At 58.7% G+C, this 20,876-nt stretch carries 15 protein-coding genes and 3 pseudogenes; 6 read left to right on the forward strand and 12 right to left on the reverse strand.

What is annotated here, in order from left to right; genetic code table 11:
• The 4 genes from WN73_RS13745 to WN73_RS13760 form a co-directional block, all read left to right on the forward strand.
• Positions 1-185: hypothetical protein (locus WN73_RS13745; RefSeq protein ID WP_271553257.1), on the forward strand; the 185-nt coding region annotated here is incomplete at its 5' end.
• Between the two features lie 166 nt (positions 186-351).
• Complete coding sequence (locus WN73_RS13750) at positions 352-564, forward strand: tyrosine-type recombinase/integrase (protein WP_271553258.1); 213 nt, start codon at positions 352-354, stop codon at positions 562-564.
• Positions 555-683 (forward strand): hypothetical protein, encoded by a 129-nt coding sequence (locus WN73_RS13755; RefSeq protein WP_271553273.1) that lies wholly within the window; start codon positions 555-557, stop codon positions 681-683. Before WN73_RS13750 ends, WN73_RS13755 begins: the two co-directional genes overlap by 10 nt.
• Positions 684-1,451: 768 nt before the next feature.
• Entirely contained in the window at positions 1,452-2,450 is a 999-nt protein-coding gene (locus WN73_RS13760; protein ID WP_271553259.1) for an NAD(P)H-dependent flavin oxidoreductase, read from the forward strand.
• Between the two features lie 94 nt (positions 2,451-2,544).
• Here the strand turns inward: WN73_RS13760 and WN73_RS13765 are convergent.
• The 6 genes and pseudogenes from WN73_RS13765 to WN73_RS13780 all read right to left on the reverse strand — a co-directional run bounded on the left by WN73_RS13765 (position 2,545) and on the right by WN73_RS13780 (position 8,947).
• A pseudogene (locus WN73_RS13765) lies at positions 2,545-3,517 on the reverse strand (helix-turn-helix domain-containing protein).
• A gap of 125 nt (positions 3,518-3,642) precedes the next feature.
• Entirely contained in the window at positions 3,643-3,756 is a 114-nt protein-coding gene (locus tag WN73_RS44615) for a transposase DNA-binding-containing protein (protein ID WP_442870090.1), read from the reverse strand.
• Positions 3,757-4,218: 462 nt separating this feature from the next.
• Positions 4,219-5,464 (reverse strand): annotated as a pseudogene (gene ltrA / locus WN73_RS13770) (group II intron reverse transcriptase/maturase).
• A gap of 513 nt (positions 5,465-5,977) precedes the next feature.
• Positions 5,978-6,361: a transposase gene (locus tag WN73_RS44620; RefSeq protein WP_442870089.1), complete on the reverse strand. Its 384-nt coding sequence runs from the start codon at positions 6,359-6,361 to the stop codon at positions 5,978-5,980.
• A 139-nt stretch (positions 6,362-6,500) separates the two neighbouring features.
• Positions 6,501-6,707 (reverse strand): annotated as a pseudogene (locus WN73_RS44625) (IS3 family transposase); the annotation flags it as partial.
• 722 nt (positions 6,708-7,429) lie between these two features.
• Complete coding sequence (locus WN73_RS13780) at positions 7,430-8,947, reverse strand: porin (protein WP_271553261.1); 1,518 nt, start codon at positions 8,945-8,947, stop codon at positions 7,430-7,432.
• Positions 8,948-9,419: 472 nt separating this feature from the next.
• Between WN73_RS13780 and WN73_RS13785 the strand changes: the two genes are divergently transcribed.
• Together WN73_RS13785 and WN73_RS13790 are read left to right on the forward strand one after the other, a co-directional pair.
• The gene (locus tag WN73_RS13785; RefSeq protein ID WP_271553263.1) at positions 9,420-9,902 is read left to right on the forward strand and encodes a MarR family winged helix-turn-helix transcriptional regulator; all 483 of its coding nucleotides are present in this window, start codon (positions 9,420-9,422) and stop codon (positions 9,900-9,902) included.
• Positions 9,903-11,356: 1,454 nt separating this feature from the next.
• Positions 11,357-12,133, forward strand: coding sequence for an SDR family NAD(P)-dependent oxidoreductase (locus WN73_RS13790; protein ID WP_271553264.1), 777 nt, complete (start codon positions 11,357-11,359; stop codon positions 12,131-12,133).
• A 520-nt stretch (positions 12,134-12,653) separates the two neighbouring features.
• On the opposite strand, the gene WN73_RS13795 is transcribed toward WN73_RS13790, so the two are convergent.
• From WN73_RS13795 to WN73_RS13820, 6 genes are all read right to left on the reverse strand, one after another.
• Positions 12,654-13,538 carry a MaoC/PaaZ C-terminal domain-containing protein gene (locus tag WN73_RS13795; protein ID WP_271553266.1) on the reverse strand — a complete coding sequence of 295 codons (885 nt, stop codon included), beginning with the start codon at positions 13,536-13,538 and terminating at the stop codon, positions 12,654-12,656.
• 201 nt (positions 13,539-13,739) lie between these two features.
• Positions 13,740-14,603 (reverse strand): SDR family NAD(P)-dependent oxidoreductase, encoded by an 864-nt coding sequence (locus tag WN73_RS13800; protein ID WP_271553267.1) that lies wholly within the window; start codon positions 14,601-14,603, stop codon positions 13,740-13,742.
• Between the two features lie 339 nt (positions 14,604-14,942).
• The gene (locus WN73_RS13805) at positions 14,943-16,430 is read right to left on the reverse strand and encodes an AMP-binding protein (RefSeq protein ID WP_271553268.1); all 1,488 of its coding nucleotides are present in this window, start codon (positions 16,428-16,430) and stop codon (positions 14,943-14,945) included.
• A gap of 329 nt (positions 16,431-16,759) precedes the next feature.
• Entirely contained in the window at positions 16,760-17,533 is a 774-nt protein-coding gene (locus WN73_RS13810; RefSeq protein ID WP_271553269.1) for an SDR family NAD(P)-dependent oxidoreductase, read from the reverse strand.
• A gap of 291 nt (positions 17,534-17,824) precedes the next feature.
• Positions 17,825-18,874 carry an ABC transporter substrate-binding protein gene (locus tag WN73_RS13815; RefSeq protein ID WP_271553270.1) on the reverse strand — a complete coding sequence of 350 codons (1,050 nt, stop codon included), beginning with the start codon at positions 18,872-18,874 and terminating at the stop codon, positions 17,825-17,827.
• A 319-nt stretch (positions 18,875-19,193) separates the two neighbouring features.
• On the reverse strand, positions 19,194-20,822 hold the full coding sequence (locus WN73_RS13820; protein WP_271553271.1) for an amidase: 1,629 nt from the start codon (positions 20,820-20,822) through the stop codon (positions 19,194-19,196).
• Between the last annotated feature and the right edge of the window lie 54 nt (positions 20,823-20,876).

A 20,876-nucleotide genomic window follows, 5' to 3' on the forward strand; every position in this document is an offset into this window, starting at 1 on the left:
ATGCCCTTATTCGCACTGTTCGTGAATCCTGCACCCTGCACCAAATGTGCGGAAGAACCCCAGATTGCCGCGCCTTCCCATCCAGATCGACGCGCTACAAGCCCGATCGCCGCGATGTGCTGGGCGCCCGCGATCATACCTTGCTGCTCTATCTATACAACGCGCCCACGAGGCCACACGATTGAGCATCGGCGATCTCCGGCTCGATGCCTCACCGGCGGTGCGCATCCTCGGTAAAGGCAACAAGCTACGGATGTGTCCCTGTGGCCTGTCACTGCAGCATCGCTGATACACCTTGTGGCTGGCCGCCACGCGAATGACGCTGTCTTCATCAGCCGCCAGAGCCAGCCGATGACGCGGTTTCGCCTCGCAGTACACTCCGCCGCGTTGGCCAGCAAATTGGTCCCGTCCTTGGTCGGCAAGCGTGTGAGCCCACATACCATCCGCAGCACGACCGCAGTCCACTCGCTGCGGGCCGGCGTTGATATCAGTACCATTCACGCATGGCTGGGACACGTCTCCCGGACACGACGCATGTCGACGCAGAGGTCGACATGGAGATGAAGACCAAGGTCGCTGGCCAGCGTTCGACATCTCTGGGCTGCCGGCGTGCGCGCGCCGTGCCTTTTGCGTTCGCCCTCTTTGATGATCTTCATAAAGAGCTTGCAGCGGCCCCCCACTGATTATGTGCTGCAGACCACCGAAAACGACGGCAGAGCCCTCGCTCCACCGAGGCTGCGCAACATAGTCTACGACGCGACATTATGTGTTGCTCAGCATAGTGACGGGTATAACCAGGTCTATCTGGCCGGGCGCCAGCTCGGACCGATCCGGGAGGCGGCGTCTTGGGCGCATGCACGGCGCCCGTTCTTTACCATGACCGACATCGAAGACAATGCGCGGCGTAAAGGCGCCGGCAAGCTCTCCGCTCGATCTTCGGCCTCTTGGCGAACAAACACAAACCCGTTGCGTTCCAAAACACCAGCTTGATTCGATCCGCCCGCTGGGCCGGACCACACAGAGCAGCTCCCGAGAATGGGTTAGCTCGATGCTCCCGCACCTGGAACCAGCGACTGACTTACCATCTGCGCTCTAGTCAACTCTCAACGTTAACAATTGAGTGGATTGCATGAACATGCCACCAATTGGCTGGTAGGCGTCGGGCCGATCAAAAAACCCTTCGGAGAGTTCGCGATGCAAATCGACAAGTTGTTGTCGCCAGCGGTCATTAACAGCGCTTTAGCTTGTCGGCTTGCCCTACACATCGATCGGCACCGACGCGGTTTGCGTGGAACTCGTCAATTGCTTACTCGAGCGGCACTAGCTAATGCTGCCCATGCTTCACTGATGTCGCAAATGCCAACCGTCAAGGCGCTCTTGCCCCAGATGAGCGGCAGGAACGCCGGAAGACATCTCTTCCGAAACGCGATCCAGCTCAAAGGACGATAGCGGTGACCGCATTTTACGAGAGTGGCAGGTCGCCCGATGCTCTTTCTTCCCGGCTTACTATACCCCTGATCATCGCGCCCATGGCCGATGTCTCCGGGGTCGATCTTGTGACTACCGTCTGCCGGGCGGGAACCATCGGCGCGTTTCCCACCACGAATGCCCGATCGGTTGAGGAACTCGATCATTGGCTAACCCAGATTGAAGATGACCTCGCAAAGTTGGATCAGCCTGTCGCCCCGCACTGCCCAACGCTCATGATCCGTCACCGACGATTCAAGGATGATCTTGCCTGTCTCGTACGTCACAAGGTGGAGATTGTCATCACCAGCGTGGGATCGCCGGCTGCTGCAGTCGATGGCTTGCACGAAATCGGTTGTCTCGTGTTCGCCGACGTTGCCTCGCTGCATCATGCGGAAAAAGCCATCGAAGCCGGTGCAGACGGCTTGATTTTGCTGACCGCCGGCGCTGGAGGTCATACCGGGTGGGCCAATCCGTTTGCTTTTGTTCGCTCAGTCCGCGCCATATTCGATGGTCCAATTGTACTTGCGGGTGGTATCACGGACGGCATTTCACTAGCGGCAGCGCGGATGCTTGGGTGCGATCTCGCTTGCATGGGTACTCGCTTCATCGCCACCTGGGAAAGCATGGCAAGCGATACCTATCGACAGATGTTGCTCGATAGCACACTTGATGACATCATCTTAACCAGCGCATTTTGGGGACTCAATGCGAACGTGCTGCAGAGCTCAGTCGTCGCGGCTGGTCTCGATCCCTCAAGACTTGACGATTCAGTGTCCGAAGCGCGCGCGATGCAGAGAGCTGGCAGTATGAGGTCTAGCGAAGCCTCCCCGCGCTGGGACAACATCTGGTGTGCTGGTCATTCAGTGTCAGGCGTGCGCTCGGTCATGGGGGCTGCCGAGCTTATCAAGGAAATCGCAGGAGAGTACGAGGCGGCGTTGGTGAACGCTGTTTGCACTCGTGTGCGGCCAGCACAACGGTGAATTGTTCAATGCTTTGACCTGTAAGAGTAGAGACTTGACCTGACAGCCGGTGCTTTGTCCCGGCAGGTGTCCGACAAAGATCTCACGTCCGGCGTCACGCGGCCGTCAGCAGATTCTCCTTCGCCAAGGGGCGCGCGTCAAGCCACGTCTGCATCGGCGTCTTGCCTAACACCAGCGGCACTGATGTGGGCGCGTTTCATTATAGGCGGTGAGCCATTCATCGAGATCACCCTGCAGCGCGACGATGCTCGGATAGACCTTCTTGCGGAACGCCACGCGGTAGAACTCCTCGAGCACGGTGCGATGAAAGCGCTCGCAAATCCCATTGGTCTGCGGGCTCTTGGTTTTGGTACGGGTGTGATCGACGTCCTCGATAGCAAGATACAGCTCGTATTCAAGATGCTCCGGGTTGCCGCAATACTCGGCGGTCGTTCAACAGCTCGGCCGCCGTGATCGGCGTCTTGTGGTCATACAGCTTGGCGAACGCCACCATGCTGTGGGTGTCGATGAAGGTCTGCTGATAGATGCGCCCGCCCCCCTTCATATTGCCGACATAGAAGGTGTCCTGCGCGCCGCAGTAGCCGGGGCACCCGCTCTCGAACTCGCCATGCGCTTCCTTCTCGGACTTGGCCTTTTCCAACGCGACAGCTGGGCCTCGGTCAGCACCAGACCGTCCTTGGCCAACCTGGTCTCCAGCGCCTTCAGCCGTTTCTTGACGTTGGCGAGGTCGTGGCGCAGCCACACCGCCCGCACGCCGAACGGTGAGATCGACAGGCCCCGGCTCCTGAGCTCATTGCTGACCCGCACCTGGCCCAGGCCGGCTGCTCGATCGCCAAGTCGACGACAGCCGCCTCGATCTCGGGCGCGACACGGTTCTTCAGGATCGGTTTCTTGCGGCTGATCTCGATCAGCACCAGCTCGCCGCCTTTGTCGTACAGCTCCTTGAACCGGTAGAAGCTGTCGCGGCGATAGCCCATCATCCGGCAGGCCTGACTGACATTGCCGACCTGCTTGGCCAGTTCCAGCATTCCAACCTTTGCGCGAATGACCTTCTGCTCTTGCGTCATGGTAGCGTCTCCTGTGCAAGACGCTGCGGGCTGCGCGGGAGCGCTCTTTCGGGTGAGCGCTCCCGCTGGCCCGCAGCTCCATTCCCCGCCAGATCAAACCATGCTGTAAGATTAAGTCGAAACCTCTATAATTGACCCATGTCGCTCCCGATTTGTGCGAGCAATTTGCAGAACCGACGGCCAAGCCGCTCACCCTTAAACTCGCATCCTGCAGCTTCCCGATTAACCCACGTCTCGATCGATACCGGTCGTCAATCGTTGAACACGCACCTCCGCGCGTTCCTTCACCAAGCCCATCGAGCACCCCGCGCCTCCGAATCAGGTGCTCAACTGAAATGGACCCGCGGAGCGGGACCGGTTGAACCGACTTGTTAGTTGGAAACGGATCGCTCCTGATCCCTTTCTATCACGCAGCCAGAGCTTCTGTCTGCTGCAGAGGGCATGTGGTCAACGCGTCAGCGTTGTCCACCATGTCCACAGCCTTCGCGGCCTGCATCCGTTCGCGCCAGACCGCCATCGGCGCGCGATAGCCGAGCGCCTGATGAAAGCGGCGATCGTTGTAGAAGGCGATGCAGCTCGCGATCCCTGCTTTGGCCTCGCGACGGTCGGCATAGCCCTTGAGATAGGTGAGTGGCGCGGGGCATTGCAGCCCCGCGCTCTCTCAGAACCGGACGTGAACCTCGCGATTCATCCGGCTCCCGTCATCCAACCGTTGATCCGGCAACCCAGTGAGCGAACAGGCCTGGATTGCGTCGCTTCCGCGATCGCAACCATTCCCATACCGCCAACGTGTGTCCTCGGAACCGTTTGTATTTTCGTGTTGCCCATCGAACGATGTAGGCATCGATCGTGCGCAACTCCTCTTGAAGCTTCGAGGGATAAAACCGCCCGTAGTAGCGCACCCAGCCCGTCAGGACTGGACGGACCCATTTGGCGATTTCCACCAACTCAAGATCGCTGCGCCGATGCAGCCGCCACCTGCGCACGGTATGCCGCATCCGTTTCCCGGCCTTCTTGCTGACGGCCGGGCTGAATGAGACGAACCGCTCACCGTGTCGATTGTTCGCCATCCTCGGCCGAAAGCTATAGCCGAGGAAGTCAAACGACTGCTCCGGATAAGCGCCGGAGCGATTGGCATCTTTGCAATACACGACCTTGGTCTTTTCCGGATGCAGCCGTAGCCCGCATTCCGCAAACCTCGCTTCGAGCGCCCGACACAAGTCACGCGCCTCCGCTTCGCTTCGGCAATGGCCGATGGCATCATCAGCATATCGTTCAAATGGGACACCCGGATATTCTCGGCTCATCCATACATCGAACGCATAATGAAGAAAGAGATTCGCCAACAGCGGGCTGATGACAGCCCCCTGCGGAGTTCCTCTTGTGCGCTTGACCAAGCTTCCATCCGGCATGCTCGCGGGCGCTTCCAGCCACCTTTGCAGGTAGAGCAAGACCCATTTGCAGTCGGTGTGGGGGCGCACGGCCTTCATCAGAAGGCTCCAGTCGATTTCGTCGAAGAAGCTCTTGATGTCGAGGTCGAGCACCCAATCGTGGCTCCAGCATCGACGCCGAGCCACAGCCAGTGCATCATGTGCCTGATTTCCCTGGCCGATACCCATAGGAATCCATGTGGAACACGGGCTCCAGGATCGGTTCAAGATAACGCTTGACCACCATCTTGGCGATCCTGTCCGAGACCGTTGGTATTCCCAACGGTCGCGTGCTGCCAGCTCCGCCTTTCGGTATGTCAACGCGCCGCACCGGAGGCGGAAAGTAGCTGCCCGAACTCATCCGATTCCAGATCCGATAGAGATTCTTATTCAGATCTCGGTCGAAGTCTTCGATCGACTGCCCGTCAACACCAGCTGCCCCTTGGTTAGCCTTCACTTGCTTATACGCCTCCCACACATCGCGTTTGGCAATACAAAACGGCTTGGCCTTACTCATGCCGATCATCCCCTTTCGGGTTGTCGACCGCGTAAAGCCGGATGACAACGCCCCTTCGGTCCAGTGCCATTACAGCGCCTTCGTCCCTAATACGGGCGTTTCCGCCCCTGTGCTCCGCATCGGTACTCTGCTCCTTGCGGCGACGAGCCGCTTGGAGTCCTCCCTTCACATCGGAGCGACAGGTTCCTGTGTTCCTTGTCAAAGCCTGATCCGAGGTCACGCCGCCTTCATGCCGGACGCCGGTTGGGCAGTCGGCAGGCTCCCCCCAACCCTTGCTCGCGGGATAGACATCCTGATCCCGGTTTCGGCGTCGATAGAACACGTTACGACACGTCATCAGCGGTTTACTTACGTTCGTCTCCTCGGATCTCACCTGACGGAGTTTCCTCCGCCTTTTCCTCCAACGCTCACTTCCAGGGCTCTTTACCCTCGCAGCCCGGAGTGGTTTGACGTCTACCCTGCAGGTCGACTTCGGAGGGCCATCCTCCATCTCTGACAAAGCTTCGTCAGGCTTCATGCCGAAGCCTGACTTCCACAGCACACGATGTCCTCATGCTTAAGCGACCGCCACAGCCGCTCGATGAAGACGTTGTCCATCCAACGACCGCGGCCATCCATGGAGATCTTGATCTTTGCCGCCGCCAGCGCGCCGGTGAAGGCCGCGCTGGTGAACTGGTTGCCCTTATCAGTGTTAAAAATCTCCGGCGGGCCGTACTTCGCCAGCGCCTCTTCCAGAGCCGCCACGCAGAACAAGACGTCCATCGTGTTTGACAACCGCCACGCCAGAACCGCACGGCTCGCCCAGTCGATGATGGCGACGAGATAAAGAAAGCCGCCGTCGATGGGCAAATACGCGATGTCGGCCGCCCATACCTGGTTTGGCCGGTCGATCGGCATGTGCGCAACAGATAGGGATAGATCTTGTGGCCCGGCGCCGGCCTCGTCGTGTTCGGCTTCGGTCCCAGCGCCGCGATGCCAACTTGCGCATCAAGCGCTGCACGCGCTTGCGATTGACCTGAAGCCCCTCAGCCTTCAGCATCGCGGTCATTCGCCGCGAGCCCAGGAATGGCCAGGCGGTGAACAGCCCGTCGATCCGCCGCATCAGGGCGAGGTCGTTGTCGTTGGCCGGCCGTAGCGGCCGGTAGACCCCAGAGCGCGCGATGCCAAGCAACATGCATTGCCGGGGGATCGACAGCGCCATGTCGGCGCGATCGAGCATTCCTCGACGGTCCGGCGTGCTCATCTTCCGGACCTCCGCGCTAAAATATCGCGCTCGACTGTCAGTTGTCCAATCTTGGCGTGCAGCTTATCGATCTCGCGTTCGCGAGCCTCCTCGCTCTCCCGCCCGACACCCGCGTCAAAGGCCCGGGCCGCCTGTTCCAGCAGTTCTCCCGATTCAAGATTTCGTCCGCGGCGCGTCGTTCAAATCCGATGTCAAATGTGGGTAATTGCAAGCTCAGCCTGCCGCTTACGCTATGAGCGGCTCTGTCGAGGCTCGTCCTCTAGCTAGGCCGAGGCAGCCCCAAGACGAAACCACGGTCATGGGTAGCCAGCCCGCGGCATGAGAGCTCGGTCACCGTCGTCTCTAGCTCCGCCTCCCGCCTTGGGCACTGCCGAAGCTCACCGCCCGCGCGCCGCCAGGAACATCGCGCTCATTCAAGTTCTTGACAGCGAACATGAGAGCAGGCTGTTGAACAGCAGGGAAAGGAAATGTCGTCGCCTCCTTCTAGGCATATCTCACCTTCAAGCGAACAATCGGTGCGCTGAAAACACACGAAATTTGGGAATCCAAAAACTCCGCTGCCGAAGAGTATTGGCCAACCCAAGATGGGGAGCATCGAGAACGTTTTGCTGCGTCCAATTCGCAAAATGTTGAAAAGGCCTCCGGCGGGCATGCCAGAGGCCTTCTGGAGGTTTGACTGCTGTACAGAACCGATTCTTTCTCCTTTCGCTGTTTCTCGAAGTTCAGAAGTTGCGCTGAGCGCGCAGCATAAACACGAGGCTGTTCTGATCTTTCAGCTCGTATGCAGCGGCGGGTTTGGCGATGCTCGATTGCAGCGGCAGTGTCACGGTGCTTCCGCCCGCATACTTCTGGTCGAGCATCATGTAGGCAAGTTCAGCCGTGAAGGCCAGATTTTTGACCGGTGTCCAGGACGTCTTTGTACCAACAACTGCGTAGTTGAAGTCGGGATTGCAGCCGGAAGCGCCGGTCGATAGCGCGAGGGTCGTGACGAAGGCTCCGCAGATATAGCCCTTGGCCGTGTTGTTATATCGTACGGCCGCCCACGCACCGTAAACCGAGGAATTCCAGTATGGGTTCCAGTTGTGCGTGTAGCCACCGTTGAAGCCATAAGTCGTGGTCAGCTGCTGACTGGCACCGGTGACGAACACAGAGTCAGAGACTCCGGCGAGACCGAGACTTTGGTAGGCACCGACGACGCCGGTACCGCCGTACATTGCGAAGGTGTTGCCCATATAGTCGTGGAAGTTGTAGCGGCTCGCACCATTCGTATACACAGCCGTCAGGTTGATCGTGTCACCTGGGCCAGTCGGGAGGTTCTTGATCGACAACGCCAACTGTCCGGCCCAGCCCCACTTGTCGCCTGGATGTCCGGTTGTTTCGTCGGCGCCATAGTAAGCGGCATGATTGTCGTGCGCAGCGATCGAAGCCTGGAACAGGCCCCACGCCTGATCGACGCGAACCCGCGCGACAAGATCTGGGGCTCGCGATCCGCCGATGTCGTTAGCTCCGTAGGTGCCGGTCGCGAGACCTGCAGCCGTTGCGCCGCTCACATTCCAGACATTGCTTTGATAGTTCGGGACCTGGTCCTGGGCCGAGAATGATGCCGTGATACCCTGACCGAAGTCTGCGGTATAAGAGATCTGATTCACAGGGTCCCAGCCCGCGCTGCCCGGCAACTCCATGTTGTTGGCCGGATACTCGCCCCAGGGCGTCCTGAACTGCGATTCGGCCTTACCGAATGTGAACCCAGCGAACTGAATGAAGGCGTAGTAAATACCGAGTCCGCCGCCAGCGACCTGAGAAGTGAGCGATGTAGTGTAGGCTGTCGCGCCGTTTATGCCCGTTGTGCCAGTTCCGCTATAGGTACCAGTTCTCCACGTGAAGGCCAATTCAGCGAACGTCCGGACCACGCCGTATTCGGTCGCCGTGCGCGTATCGATTTGCAGATCTTGACGACTTTGGGTTTGCAAATAGTTGCTGAGGCGATTGCGGGCGCCAGCTACACCGCTGCTCGCTGCATCAAGGTCACTGTTCGTTGCCAGCATGGTATCGGCACGCAGGTAACCACCCAGTCTGATGCACGTGTCGGTTCCTGGGACGTAGTAGAATCCCGCACCGTATAGTGAGCAGATCTTCACATATTCGATCGGCTTTGCTTTGACGGGCAGATCGGCTGCCTGCGCCCCGGCGCCCGCGAACATTGCCGCAGAACCGAGGATGAGACCCTTTGTCAGTTTCATCGATGAAGCTCCAAGTTGAAATATCGTTTCCGTCGTCCAGATCCGCCGCTATGAGCCTCACCCCAGTGGGCTGGCCTTGACGGAACGACTTCGAGGCGCCCCCTCTCCGTCCATCGTGCTATAGTTTCGATCATCAATTACTTCAATTAATTAATAGCAGACGTTAATATTTCGCGAGGGTGAGTTGCAATTCAGCAACAGATTCTGGAACGGAGTGACCTTTGGGAGGCTAAAAATGCAAAAAAAGCCCCCAGGGGGCATCCCGGAGGCTCTCCTTGGAGATTTGACATGACCGTCGGCTAAATTGCCTGAAGGTCTGCAGCTTAGATAGCTTGCATTGATTATCTTCGTCAATTAATTTTTTGCATGACCGGTATGTCGCGTCAATTCGTATCGAGACGGCCGAACGCTTTCCCGCTAAGGATCAAATGCGTGCCTGTCGGGGGCACCAAAATGTGGCGGAAAGACCAAGATGAGCGAACAAGATCAATTGGATAGGGCCGTCAGCGGCTTCATCTGGAACATCGTCGAAATCCACTCCCAACTTGCGGAAATACATAAGGGATGGGCCGAGATGATGGGAATCAGCGAACCGCAATGGTTGATTCTGATGGCTATCAACGATCTGGATGAAGGTCGCGGAGTTTCCGGGATTGCTGTGGCAAATAAGCTTCGAATCTATCCGGCCTTCGTGACGAACCAAACGAAAAAGCTGGAAGAGAAGGGGTTCCTATCTCGCGTCATTTCTCCCGATGACGCCAGATTCCTGCAGATCTCGCTGACAGAAAAGGCGCAGGCAGAAATTACGAACCTGTCGAACAAGAGGCAGGCTCTCAATTTGACGATGTTCGCAGGGCTCGACGAGGCGTCCCTTGACTACCTTAACAAACGACTCGCCTCGATCGCCAAGAATAGCCGATTGGCCTCTCAAAAACAGAGTATCGGCGTGTTGTAGGCTTATTCGGCACTCAGCCTGACTGCCAGTTCATCCCGATTGCGGCGCCGCGATTGCTGCAGAGACGGAATTGGCCAAAATGAATCATAAGCTATGAAGATGACTTCGTGCCCCAAGTTTCAAAATGGCTCGGTTCTGAACAGGCTCGCTTCTATCGAAGCGGCAGCGGTGACGAAGCCGAACGTCAGTGAGCTTGCCACCCTCCACATTCGGCACGAATTGGCACTGTCGTATGCGGAAATACCATCCTTTTCGTGACGCGCCGTTTGTCCCACGCCCCAGCAACGAACGAGGACGGCATTGCTGCTGTCGTAGGCGTGAGCGGCCCAAGGCCACGCTCGGCTCCCCAATACATGTGTCGAGTTGTCAACGAGCGGCCTACGCCAAAAATCGAGGTCTCGCAGTGGACGGTACATTCTGGTGCTCGACCGGGAGCGCAAAACTCCTCGGCTTTCCGGGGCTTCTTAAGTACGGGGCTCGAAGTCCCTGCTTTCCGTGTTCACCAATTTGATCCCTGAATAGACGCAGCCGAAGATTGAAATCCCGGCGCCGATCGGATCGCCCAGTTGATGCCTCTCGCAGGCTGAAAACGTCAAGCAATGAGCCCGGCCTCTGGTTCACCTCTGCTTCGGGCGCAGAGACCACGCGATCGGCGAGTGTCGATCCTGCAGCCCTCGCCCGCCTGGAAGCGGCTTGCGATGCATTATTCGCTCGGTGTTTCCGAGAGCGCATGTGTGATGCGCCAGGGCTCGAAAGCCGTAGCCATAGTCCAGTGATACGCATGAGCGGAGACTAGAGCGCGGGCATTCACTGCCGCAGCGGCTGAATCGGTGGCATTCTCGTGAGCGCGGGATGCGGCTACATTCTCAATAACCGCGCTCGCGAGGTCTTCATCGGAACGTGGTTATCCGAGAACCTCAACCTCGCTCGGCGAAACGGTGCGAATTACATTTTAATGGGCCGACGGAGACGAGTAGCCGTTCTTAATCAGAGCTGAGTATTCTGCAGAAGCAGGCTGCGGAGGGGGGAGGCGACTAACCGGATCGGAGGCCGCATTATCGGCGAGTGCTTGTTATCCTTTGAGTGTCTCAGCGTCAGCACGTCCGCCCGCAGAGAAGCTCCGCATTCGTCCAATTTGGCGCGGAACTTCTGCTTACTGAGCTCCTTTTACGGGGCAATTCAACATGATTGGCAGCATATTCTGCGTGAAATGCAAATCCCATCCTGTCCGGATACTTGGTCTCGAATGTCACTTGCGCAGTTGCCGTCTTTTGGGCGGTCTCGCTTGCGCTTGGCGCCGCCGTCCTCTCGCAGTGACTTTTTGCGGGAAGCTCAACTGATTTATCTGAGGCCAGACAATCGTAACCGGGTGAATGCCCCTGGCGACATTGAGCGCGAGACTTGCTTAAGATGATCGCATCCATTTGACGAGCCAACACGTAGGAGAAAGACGAATGGCAAAGTTCGGTAGTGAGAGCCACCAACAGCGGCGCCACCCGCATGGATGGTCGCTCGAGGGCCGAGTCGCGCTCGTAACCGGAGCGACAGGAGGGCTTGGCAAGGCTATTGTGACTGAATTGTCCGAACGCGGAGCCGACGTGCACGGCGTCGACCTCGTGGGCGAAGGTGTCTTTCACGCGGATCTTGCCACTGCGAGCGGGAATAGAGACATGATCGCTCATGTACTCAAGACTGCTGGGCGTCTCGACATCCTGGTGTTGAATGCTGGATTGCAGTTCATGGCCCCCTTCGATCAGTTTCCCGACGCCGAATGGGATCGTCTTAATGCGCTGATGCTGGACGGGCCATTCCACGCGCTCAAGGCAGCATGGCCGGCTCTGACGAAGGCCCCAGGTGGTCGGGTTGTGGTCACGGCATCAGTTGCCAGCTACGGCGGTGCACGGCAAAAGGTTGCGTACTGTGCCGCTAAACACGGAGTTCTTGGCGTGGTCCGTACCGCCGCGCTCGAAGGCGGTGCGCACGGCCTGACTGTTAACGCCGTCGCGCCAGGCTGGATGGATACCCCGCTTATGCGCGGTCAACTGGAAGCTCAAGCAAAAAATCGCGGCATGAGCACCGACGAGGTGATGGCGGCCTTCCGCGCGTCGCAACCCGGTAATCGGTTTGTTGACGTGCGTGAGGTTGCGGCAACGATTGGCTTTCTTGCAAGCCCTTCTGCCTCGGGGATCAGTGGTGAGTGCATCACAATCGACCTCGGTGCAAGTGCCTAAAATTAGGTCTGCCGCAACCGCGACTCGATCTTCCTCGCGCCTGGAAGGTGTCGCGCGGCGGCGCCTCCCCCTGCGTAAATGACGAGCCTAGCCTATATTTTGCGTGAGCCGGCTGGGGCGAGGACGACACGGCTCGCTGCTGGGTTCGAGGAAAAGATCCGACATAGAATTGGCGATCTTCGGAAGCTGAACGAGGGCTTCACAAGCAAGCCTCTGCGGAACCCCGGCGATCAGAACCTCGTGCTCTTATGAAGCTTCAGCCGCAGTTAACCAGAGATGGCGGGGTCTTCACCGCCATGATCTCGTCAGGCTAGTGGCGCCCCGTGGCTTTGCGCGATCTCAATGTGAGCTGCTGGGCATCCGAAAGCATGGCGACGTGCGCCTAAGAAGAGGTGCATCGGCTGGACGCCGTCGAGCCGCACTGGTTGAGTTGGAGGCGTGCGCGAGTGTACTGATAATAGCGCGCTCGCATCGCCCTAAGACCGTCGCTTGGGACTGACCGGCCGCCGGTTCAGCGGGCTTAAGTGCGCAGCAATGTCTTGCCATTCTTGATCACGGTCGCGCCGCGCTCAATCACACGGGCCTCAAACGAGATCACATTTCCGTCCTGCCAGAGGTCGACTGTGATGGTCTCCCCTGGGAACACCGGCGCGGAAAAGCGCGCTTGGTGGCTCAGGATCTTGGTGGGATCGTAATCGCAGAACGCCTGTAGCACAGCCCAGCAGGTGATACCGAATGTGCACTGGCCATGCAGGATCGGGCGTGGAAAGCCGGCCCGCTTGGCGACACCGGGATCGGAGTGCAGAGGATTAAGGTCTCCGTTTAAGCGATAGAGCAGCGCCTGGTCCGGCCGGGTATCCAACGGCAACACCAGATCTGGCTTGCGGGATGGGACAAGGTGCGGTTTGGGCGCGCCCTCCGATGGTCCGCCGAAGCCGCCATCTCCGCGGGCGAAGTTTGAGCCGGTGAGTGTGGCAACCTTCTCGCCCTTCGTGTCGAGCCAGACCGTCTCGTCGACGACGACTGCGCCCTTATCCTTGCCCTTGTCGTAGGCGCCGATCGTGCGGCTGCTGGCCGTGAACGTGCCGAAGGATGGTAGCGGCTTGTGCAGCTCGACCTTCTGTTCACCATGCACTAGCATCAACCAATTCAAGTGGCTGATGCGAAGGCCGGCCTTCTGGTTCGGCGCCGGCTCGGAGCTCCCTCCTTTACCCGACGCCAGCACTGCGACAGCGGTCGGCAAGACCTTGATATCTTTCTCATAGACGAACGGTAGCTCGCGCTCGTCCATCGGGTCTCGCCCCATGCCGACTGCGAGCGCGTACAACACGACGTCCTTGTGGCCATAGCTAAAGGTGCGAGGCTCGTTCTTCTGCTCCAGGATGTCAGGATAATAAATCGGCATGAAATATCCTCAATAAGTTGGCCCAACAGAGATTGGGTTCTCCTGCGCCGAGAGCGGTCCATGGTTCTTGAGCCGCGATACGCAACAATGATCGTTTCACACCAGCGAACGGAGGATCGGACCGCCGCAGGATGGGTTGGATGTGCCAACCGATGTTGACGACCTCTTCTGGGCCACAACCAGCGCCGGCCGATCAAGCCTTCACGGTAGCCGCGTCAAGTCTTCCGGAAAGAACACCGAAGACGCGTGCGCCGCTACGTCCTGGGCGGTATATTGTCCTTTGGGATGGAAGCCCTCGGCGGTCAGCATCTTAACTTCGGCGATCTCCTCTCCCGATACGGCGAGGACCTTACCCGAATGGTCCGCCGCCAACTCCGAGGCCATGAAGAGCAAACCTGGAGCAACGTTCTCGGGTCGAAGAATGGGATCGGGTTCGCCATTCGCAAGACCAGGAATGTCTGCCCACATCCGCGTAATCGCGTTTGGCGCCACGCCCATAACGCGAATGCCGTACTTGCGGCCTTCGATCGAGAGAACCCGCATCAAGCCATAGATTCCGGCTTTGGCCGCCCCGTAGTTAGCTTGGCCGAAATTCCCGAACAGTCCTGATGTTGAGGACGTCATAATTATGACGCCCGGCCGACCGTTGTCTCTGAGCCATCTCCAAACTGGTAGCGTGGAGCAGTAGGTCCCTTTCAGATGAACCTTAACAACGAGGTCCCAGTCCTCCTCCGAGATCTTGGCAAATGTCCGGTCCCGCAAGATGCCTGCATTGCAGATCAAGATGTCGACTTGGCCGAAAGCATTGATCGCGGTCCTGAGGATATTTTCCCCACCAGCCGGGGTGGATACATCGTCACCATTGGCCACGGCACGCCCCCCTGCCGCTATGATCTCGGCCACTACTTTTTCAGCAGCGGCGCTCGCGCCGGATCCGTCCAGCGTGCTGCCAAGATCGTTAACGACAACGGCCGCTCCCTCTCTCGCAAACAGCTTTGCATAAGCCTCGCCGAGCCCCCCGCCGGCTCCAGTAATGATTGCCACCTTGCCTTCCAACAGTCCCATCGCATCCTCCTCAATCGTTTGCATTGTGATCACCGCCAGGTTGCCGGAGCATGATTAGGTCGGATCTAACAACGCACGCATTGCGAACTGCGAGCGAGTAAGTCTTCGCTCGGGCAACGAAATTGCCGCCGTAGATTAATCCGCACCGCGCGCATCGGTGCGCGTCTCGCTCCTTACGCTGAAAAACTTCGCACCTGTCGATCAGCACAAGGCTGAATTTCGGTGCCTCCGGAAGCCTAAGCGGTTCTTGTCATCTCGCGAGTCGGGGCCGCATAAACCGCGTCAATGCCTCGCGGGTCTCGCTTCTGCAGCTATTCTTTTCAAGAGAAACGACGCCGATCACGTTTGCTTCTCGAGCGGCTTCATGCGGGCGATACGCTCGTCGCGCAATTGGGTACGGCGCACCTTACCTGCTTCGTCACGCAAGGGCTCTTCAACGAACTCGATGGTGCGGGGACGCTTATAAGTCACCAGCCTTTCATCGAGATGCGCCAGCAGCGCCTCGGCGGTTAACCCCGGTCGAGCCTGAACAATGGCGTGAATGGACGAGCCCAGGTCCTCGTGTGGCAGGCCGATCACCGCGCTGGACAGCACCAGCGGGTGCTCATCGATCGCCGCCTCGACCTCGGCAGGATAGACGTTGGCGCCCCCGACCAGAATCATGTCGGTACGCCGGTCAGCAAGGTATAGGTATCCGTCCGCGTCAAAATAGCCGATGTCGCCAAGGCTCTCCCAACCGCCAGGTAGGCTGCGGGCCGTTGCGCCACGGTAATGGTAGGAAGGCTGCGAGCCTTCTCCGCGGCGCATGTAAACCTCACCGACTTCTCCCGGAGGCAGCACATTTCCGTCGGCGTCAAAGGCCTTCATTTCACCCACGGCTACGCGGCCAACCGAGCCGCGATGATCAAGCCATTCGCGTCCGGTAATCGTAGTCCAAGCTTGGCTCTCGGTGCCGGCATAGAGCTCCATGATCACGTCGGGCCCAAACCAGCCAATAAAGGCCTCTTTGAGCCAAGGCGGACAAGGCGCAGCCAAGTGCCAGAGAGTCTTCAGCGAGGAGATGTCATAGCGGCCTCGCACCTCCTCGGGCAATCGCCAAATCCGGCTCATCATAGTGGGAACCAGATAGATCCAACTCACCCTGCGTCGCTGGATCTCGGCGAGTACACCTTCAGCGTCGAACCGCGGCATAAGCACCAAATGACCATCCTGGGTTATCGCATCCAAGGCGCACCCGAACGGGCCATTGTGGTAGAGGGGCGCCGGAATCAGAGCGGCTTCGCCTGGACGAAAGCGCCAGCCGCCGGGATCATTAGTCGGCTCGGGCGACGTGAGGCCGGGCAAACCGGAGAGAATGAGCTTCGGCCTGCCTGTGGAGCCGCCCGAAGTCGCGGCCTGCTTCACTGGGGACACACACGGCTCCAGCGGTCGATCGTCATCTGACAGCGCGAGCAGGTCGTCGACGGTGACGCGTCGCCGATTAGTCTCCATACCCGGCAAAGCGATCACCACCGGCGGATCGGCCAGGTCAACGATGGCTTGTAGTTCGGCACTCGGCAATCGGAAGGACACAGGCTGGGGCGACGCGCCCAGCTTCCAGACCCCCCAGCAGGCTTCGATGAAGTCGACACTGTTGGGCAGGCCGATGGTGACCAGGTCGCCGAGCTTGACGCCCAACTTCTGCAGGGCGCGCGCAATTCGGTTCGCTCTCGCCTCCAACTGCCTGCAGGTGAGGCTGATCTCGCCACAACTAACCGCCGGCGCGTCTGGCGTCGCTTGGGCGCGGCGATACAACTTCTCGCCCAAGGAGATCATATCTTCAGCCATTTCCGTCCGACCTCGCCTTCACTCGACGTGGGCAGCCTGCACTAGCATTCGCCCCCGCTGCCGAAACCCCTGACGCTAAGATAGGGTTAGCTCACGCCTGCAGAAGAAAAACGCCAACTTCTGGTCGAGTAGCGCTCAGATTAGGCGAGTTTTTATTGTTTGACGCAGAAGCTCATCGTAGAATCAGTTCGGTGGCGTTGCGCGCAACCCGACGATCGGCAAACGTATAGCTCGAGGGCAACACGACGAGGCTTTGAACAATGTGGGTCAGCCCCAAGCGATTCCACTCCTGTATTTCGGTCAGTAATTTTCCTGGCGCGGGCGCTTACCTACCTGCCGTCCTGAACGTCGTCGACGCGCACGCAGGTGCCGGTCACGAAGTCGGATGACGGCGAAACCAGGAACAACAAAGTGCTATCGAGCTGCGCCGGGTTGCCGATTCGCGGCCGTGGAAATCCCTTCGTGATGTCACCCACGCGTTGCAACATGCCATCCATCATTTCAGACGAGAAAGCACCCGGCGCGATCGCATTGACATTGATATTGAATTTCGCCCATTCGACCGCCAGCGCTTCGCTCATGCGCACCACTGCGGACTTGCTGATCGAATAGAGCGCAGCCCCGTTGCCGCCATAAGAATAGGCCGACGACGACGCGATGTTGACAATGCGCCCGGGAAGCTTGGCTGCGATCAATCGCCGCGCGACCTCGCAGGACAGTACGTAGGGCGCTCGAACATTTGTGTCTAACACGCGGTCAATAAGGTCTATCGGCATTTTGGTCGCACGCTGCGCGTCTGGGATACCCGCATTGTTGACCAGGATTGTCACTGGACCGAGTTGGCGCTGTGCTTCGGCGACAACCTTGGTCAGCTGATCGGCATCCGTCACATCGAGCTGCAGCGGTATGGCCTTGCCGCCAGCCACGTTAATCTCCGATGCGATGCTCTCGAGTCTCTCGAGCCGGCGTGCAGTCAATGCCACCTGTGCGCCGCATCGCGCGAGCGTCTTGGCAAATCGCACACCAAGTCCTGACGATGCCCCGGTCACGAGCGCGGTCTGGCCCTTCAGATCAATAGAAAAATTCGGCAGTGGGAAATCCATGGCACTCACCTTTTTTAAGACATTGGGTTATCGGAATCGTCTGCAGTCGGACTTCAGTCAGCACTCGATAGCCTCGCCAGGGTAGCGTGAATGAACGAAGCACCATCGAGTAACAACCGCCGGGGGACACGTATCCGCGAACATCGTGATCGGGGACTATTGTCGAGTTGGGCGGAGAAGCTCCGTGCTAAATGCTGACATCGCTTTCATGCCGCTGTAGACTTCTCGCTCATTAGGTGAGGGAGACGGCGAGGACAATGAAAGTCCTCACCGCCATCTCTACGTTAAGCCTTACTTCGCTAGCCAGGCCGTAAAGCGCTGGCGGAGTTCATCGCCCTTCTCGCTCCAAAAGCTTGAGCCGATCCGCAAAGCATTACCCATATGGTTATTCGGAAGGTGAGGCTGAACCGCCGGATCGACGAGCGCTATCGTGTCCTTGTTGGTCGGACCATAAGCGGTATTGTTTACCACGCCGGCCTGCGCTTGAGGCGAACTGGCAAAGGCGATGAACTTGTAGGCGTTGTCCAACCGCGGCGTGCCCTTGGGAATTATCCAAGCATTCCCATTCAATACCGCGGCGTCCCACATGATCTCGAAGTGCTTGCCGGAGTTCTTGACCGCATCATAGACTCGGCCGTGCCAGGCGTCAGTCATGACGACCTGACCATCGGCCAAAAGCTGCATCGGCTGTGCGCCAGCCGTCCACCAGACTATGTCCTTTTTGATTGTGTCGAGCTTTTTGAAAGCGCGATCAATCCCCTCGGGCGTGTTGAGCACCTTGTAAACATCTTTGGAGGGCACGCCGTCGGCGATCAATGCCCACTCGACGGGGGCACTCTTATATAAACCCCTCTTACCGGGGAATTTCTTCAGATCGAAAAAATCGGCGATCGTTTTTGGGCCGTTCGGCAGCTTGTCTCTGTCATAGACAACGACCGTGGCAGAGTCGATGACCGGTACCCCACACTCCGTGTAGTCGCCCTCGAACTTGGTCCGGTCGAGGCCCAGCCTCTTCCAGTCGATGGTCTCGATAGTCCCCTCAGCACACAATTGCTGGATTTGCGATTCGCTGGCGTAGACCACGTCCCAACTCACGGTCTTGGTCTCGACCATGGCGCGGATCTTGGCGTTACTATAATCGTACTCGGCTTCGTTGATCTTGGTCCCGCTAGCCTTCGAGAATGGATCGAAAATGACCTTGCGCAGGACCTGCTGGAAGGACCCGCCCCCAGCCGTGATTGTGAGCTGGTCGTCTGCAAAGGCGGGCTTCGTTGCTGCGAACATGCCCGCTGTCAGGCCGATAACAGCCAGAGTGCTCACAATCGTCAGTGACGTTCTCATCGTCTACTCTCTCCCCTCTATGCCACCCCCCGAACGAAGGCAGCGCTGCCGAAGTCCAGTTGAGCCTGCTCAGGCAAAGCCCTGGTCGTTCCTTGTGGCGCAACGAGCGCCGACAATCCTCAGTTTTGCAGCCGATGGTTATTTCCGCATCAGGCTCGACTTGCATCGCTTAGGTCGATCTGGCCGACTAGGACAGCCATCCTTTGCCAGCCACTTAGGAGGAGCCCGAGATCGGTCCGCGCAACGCGGAATCTTCGGCTAGAGTCTGACGGACAATCGCGGAAGGCGTGGTTCCTCCTTAGAGACATGTTCATTCTCGTCAGTTTGCCGTGGCGTTATCTTTCGTAACAGGCGAGATTACGAGCTTGGGAACAATGCGGTGTTTTGTGGCCTGCTCATAGTCGAAGGCCATCGCAAGCAGGTTTGCTTCGTCCCAGAGCCGCCCAACTAAAATCAGACTGAAGGGCGAGCCGTTGGCATAAGCACCAGCCGGCACGGTTACGCCCGGGACACCTGTGATGTTAATCTCCGAAACCGTGGCTGCGCCGTAGTACTCCTCACTGACAAGCCGCGGAACGGGCTTCGTCATTTGGGGGAACACGAGGGCGTCCAGGTCTTTCTCCTTCATCACTTTGTTGAAGATGCGCAGGTACTTCTCCCGAAGCGCACGGAAGCCCGAGAGGTTCGGCGCCGTAGTGGGATCTAACATCGAGACCTTGAGTTCCGGAAGTGTACCGACATACCAAGCTAGGTATCCCTTCCCTTCGAACGGATTCTCCCCGGTCAGCTTGACGAGATCGAGGAACGCGTGAGCCGCAGCATTGGGGCCCAGACGGCGAAGGTACTGCTCGAGATCATAGGCGATCGACTCGGCCCCGCGCATATCAAACCCATCGCGTAGACGAGCCAGATCGGCGAAGCCCGATCCGGCGAACGGGTCCGAGACGGCCTTCGCACCGCGCGCCTCAAGTTCTGCGATAACACTCTGATAGAGCTGCTTGGTTTCCGCCGTGAGATCCTGATTGCGCCAACCAGGACCGTACAGGCCAATGCGCTTCCCTTTCAGAGCCGTTTCGTTCAGGGCGGTGGTATATCCGCCTTCCGGAATGTTTCCGAAGGAAGCGACGGTCTTCGGGTCTTCTGGCGTGTAGCCGGCAAGAGCATCGAGAACGATGGCTGCATCGCGGACGGTCTTTGCGTGAGGCCCGACGACATCACGAGTGCTTCCCGCAAGCGGAGCGACACCGGCATTGGGGACGAGACCGAAGGTCGGCTTCACGCCGACCAGGCTTTGAGCGGCAGCTGGATTCTGGATCGAGCCGCCGGTCTCCTCGGCAAGGCCGACCACGGCGAAGCTCGCCGAGACGGCCGTTGCCGTTCCGCTGCTGCTGGCACCCGGAGCCAGGTCGCGATTGACGGCGTTGTAGGTCGGACCATCCCAGCTTGTGTTCGCGCGGGTGTCATCATTACTAAAAGCCGGAATGTTCGTCTTGCCGAGTATGATGGCTCCCGCCGCTCTCAGGCGAGCAACCGCCGGCGCATCAGTGGCGGGGATGAGGTCGACACCTCCTGCTCGGCTACTCAGCTTTCCCCATCCGGCAGTGGATGGCAGCCCGGCGACGTCCATCGATTCCTTGATTGCGACTGGTACTCCCGCTAACGGGCCCAGCCTCTCTCCGGACGCCAAGCGCCTGTCGATCGCCTTAGCATCATCAAGCGCGGACGGGTTCATGGTGACGAATGCGTTGTATGATGGTTCGTAACGCGCGATCCGATCCAGGAATGCACGTGTCAGCTCTTCGGCAGTGAACTTTTTCGAGGCATAAGCCTGCTGAATGTCCGTGATTGAGAGCTCGAGGACACTGGGTTTGTCCTGAGCTGCTGCCGGTGCGATCGCCGCCATGGTGCTCGCGTATAGCGCGCTCGCAATCATCAGTGATGTTCTCATCGTCTACTCTCTCCCCGCTATGCCACCCCCTGGATGAGGGCAGCGCCGCCGAAG

The organism is Bradyrhizobium sp. CCBAU 45394 (assembly GCF_028128655.1).
Classification (GTDB): Bacteria; Pseudomonadota; Alphaproteobacteria; order Rhizobiales; family Xanthobacteraceae; genus Bradyrhizobium; species Bradyrhizobium diazoefficiens.

What these genes read in the sequence shown, in the direction of transcription:
- WN73_RS13750 (WP_271553258.1), top strand. Translation starts at nt 352, where the DNA reads ATGACGCGGTTTCGCCTCGCAGTACACTCCGCCGCGTTGGCCAGCAAA.
- WN73_RS13755 (WP_271553273.1), top strand. Translation starts at nt 555, where the DNA reads ATGGAGATGAAGACCAAGGTCGCTGGCCAGCGTTCGACATCTCTGGGC.
- WN73_RS44620 (WP_442870089.1), bottom strand. Translation starts at nt 6,361, where the DNA reads ATGCCGATCGACCGGCCAAACCAGGTATGGGCGGCCGACATCGCGTAT.
- WN73_RS13780 (WP_271553261.1), bottom strand. Translation starts at nt 8,947, where the DNA reads ATGAAACTGACAAAGGGTCTCATCCTCGGTTCTGCGGCAATGTTCGCG.
- WN73_RS13785 (WP_271553263.1), top strand. Translation starts at nt 9,420, where the DNA reads ATGAGCGAACAAGATCAATTGGATAGGGCCGTCAGCGGCTTCATCTGG.
- WN73_RS13790 (WP_271553264.1), top strand. Translation starts at nt 11,357, where the DNA reads ATGGCAAAGTTCGGTAGTGAGAGCCACCAACAGCGGCGCCACCCGCAT.
- WN73_RS13795 (WP_271553266.1), bottom strand. Translation starts at nt 13,538, where the DNA reads ATGCCGATTTATTATCCTGACATCCTGGAGCAGAAGAACGAGCCTCGC.
- WN73_RS13800 (WP_271553267.1), bottom strand. Translation starts at nt 14,603, where the DNA reads ATGGGACTGTTGGAAGGCAAGGTGGCAATCATTACTGGAGCCGGCGGG.
- WN73_RS13805 (WP_271553268.1), bottom strand. Translation starts at nt 16,430, where the DNA reads ATGGCTGAAGATATGATCTCCTTGGGCGAGAAGTTGTATCGCCGCGCC.
- WN73_RS13810 (WP_271553269.1), bottom strand. Translation starts at nt 17,533, where the DNA reads ATGGATTTCCCACTGCCGAATTTTTCTATTGATCTGAAGGGCCAGACC.
- WN73_RS13815 (WP_271553270.1), bottom strand. Translation starts at nt 18,874, where the DNA reads ATGAGAACGTCACTGACGATTGTGAGCACTCTGGCTGTTATCGGCCTG.
- WN73_RS13820 (WP_271553271.1), bottom strand. Translation starts at nt 20,822, where the DNA reads ATGAGAACATCACTGATGATTGCGAGCGCGCTATACGCGAGCACCATG.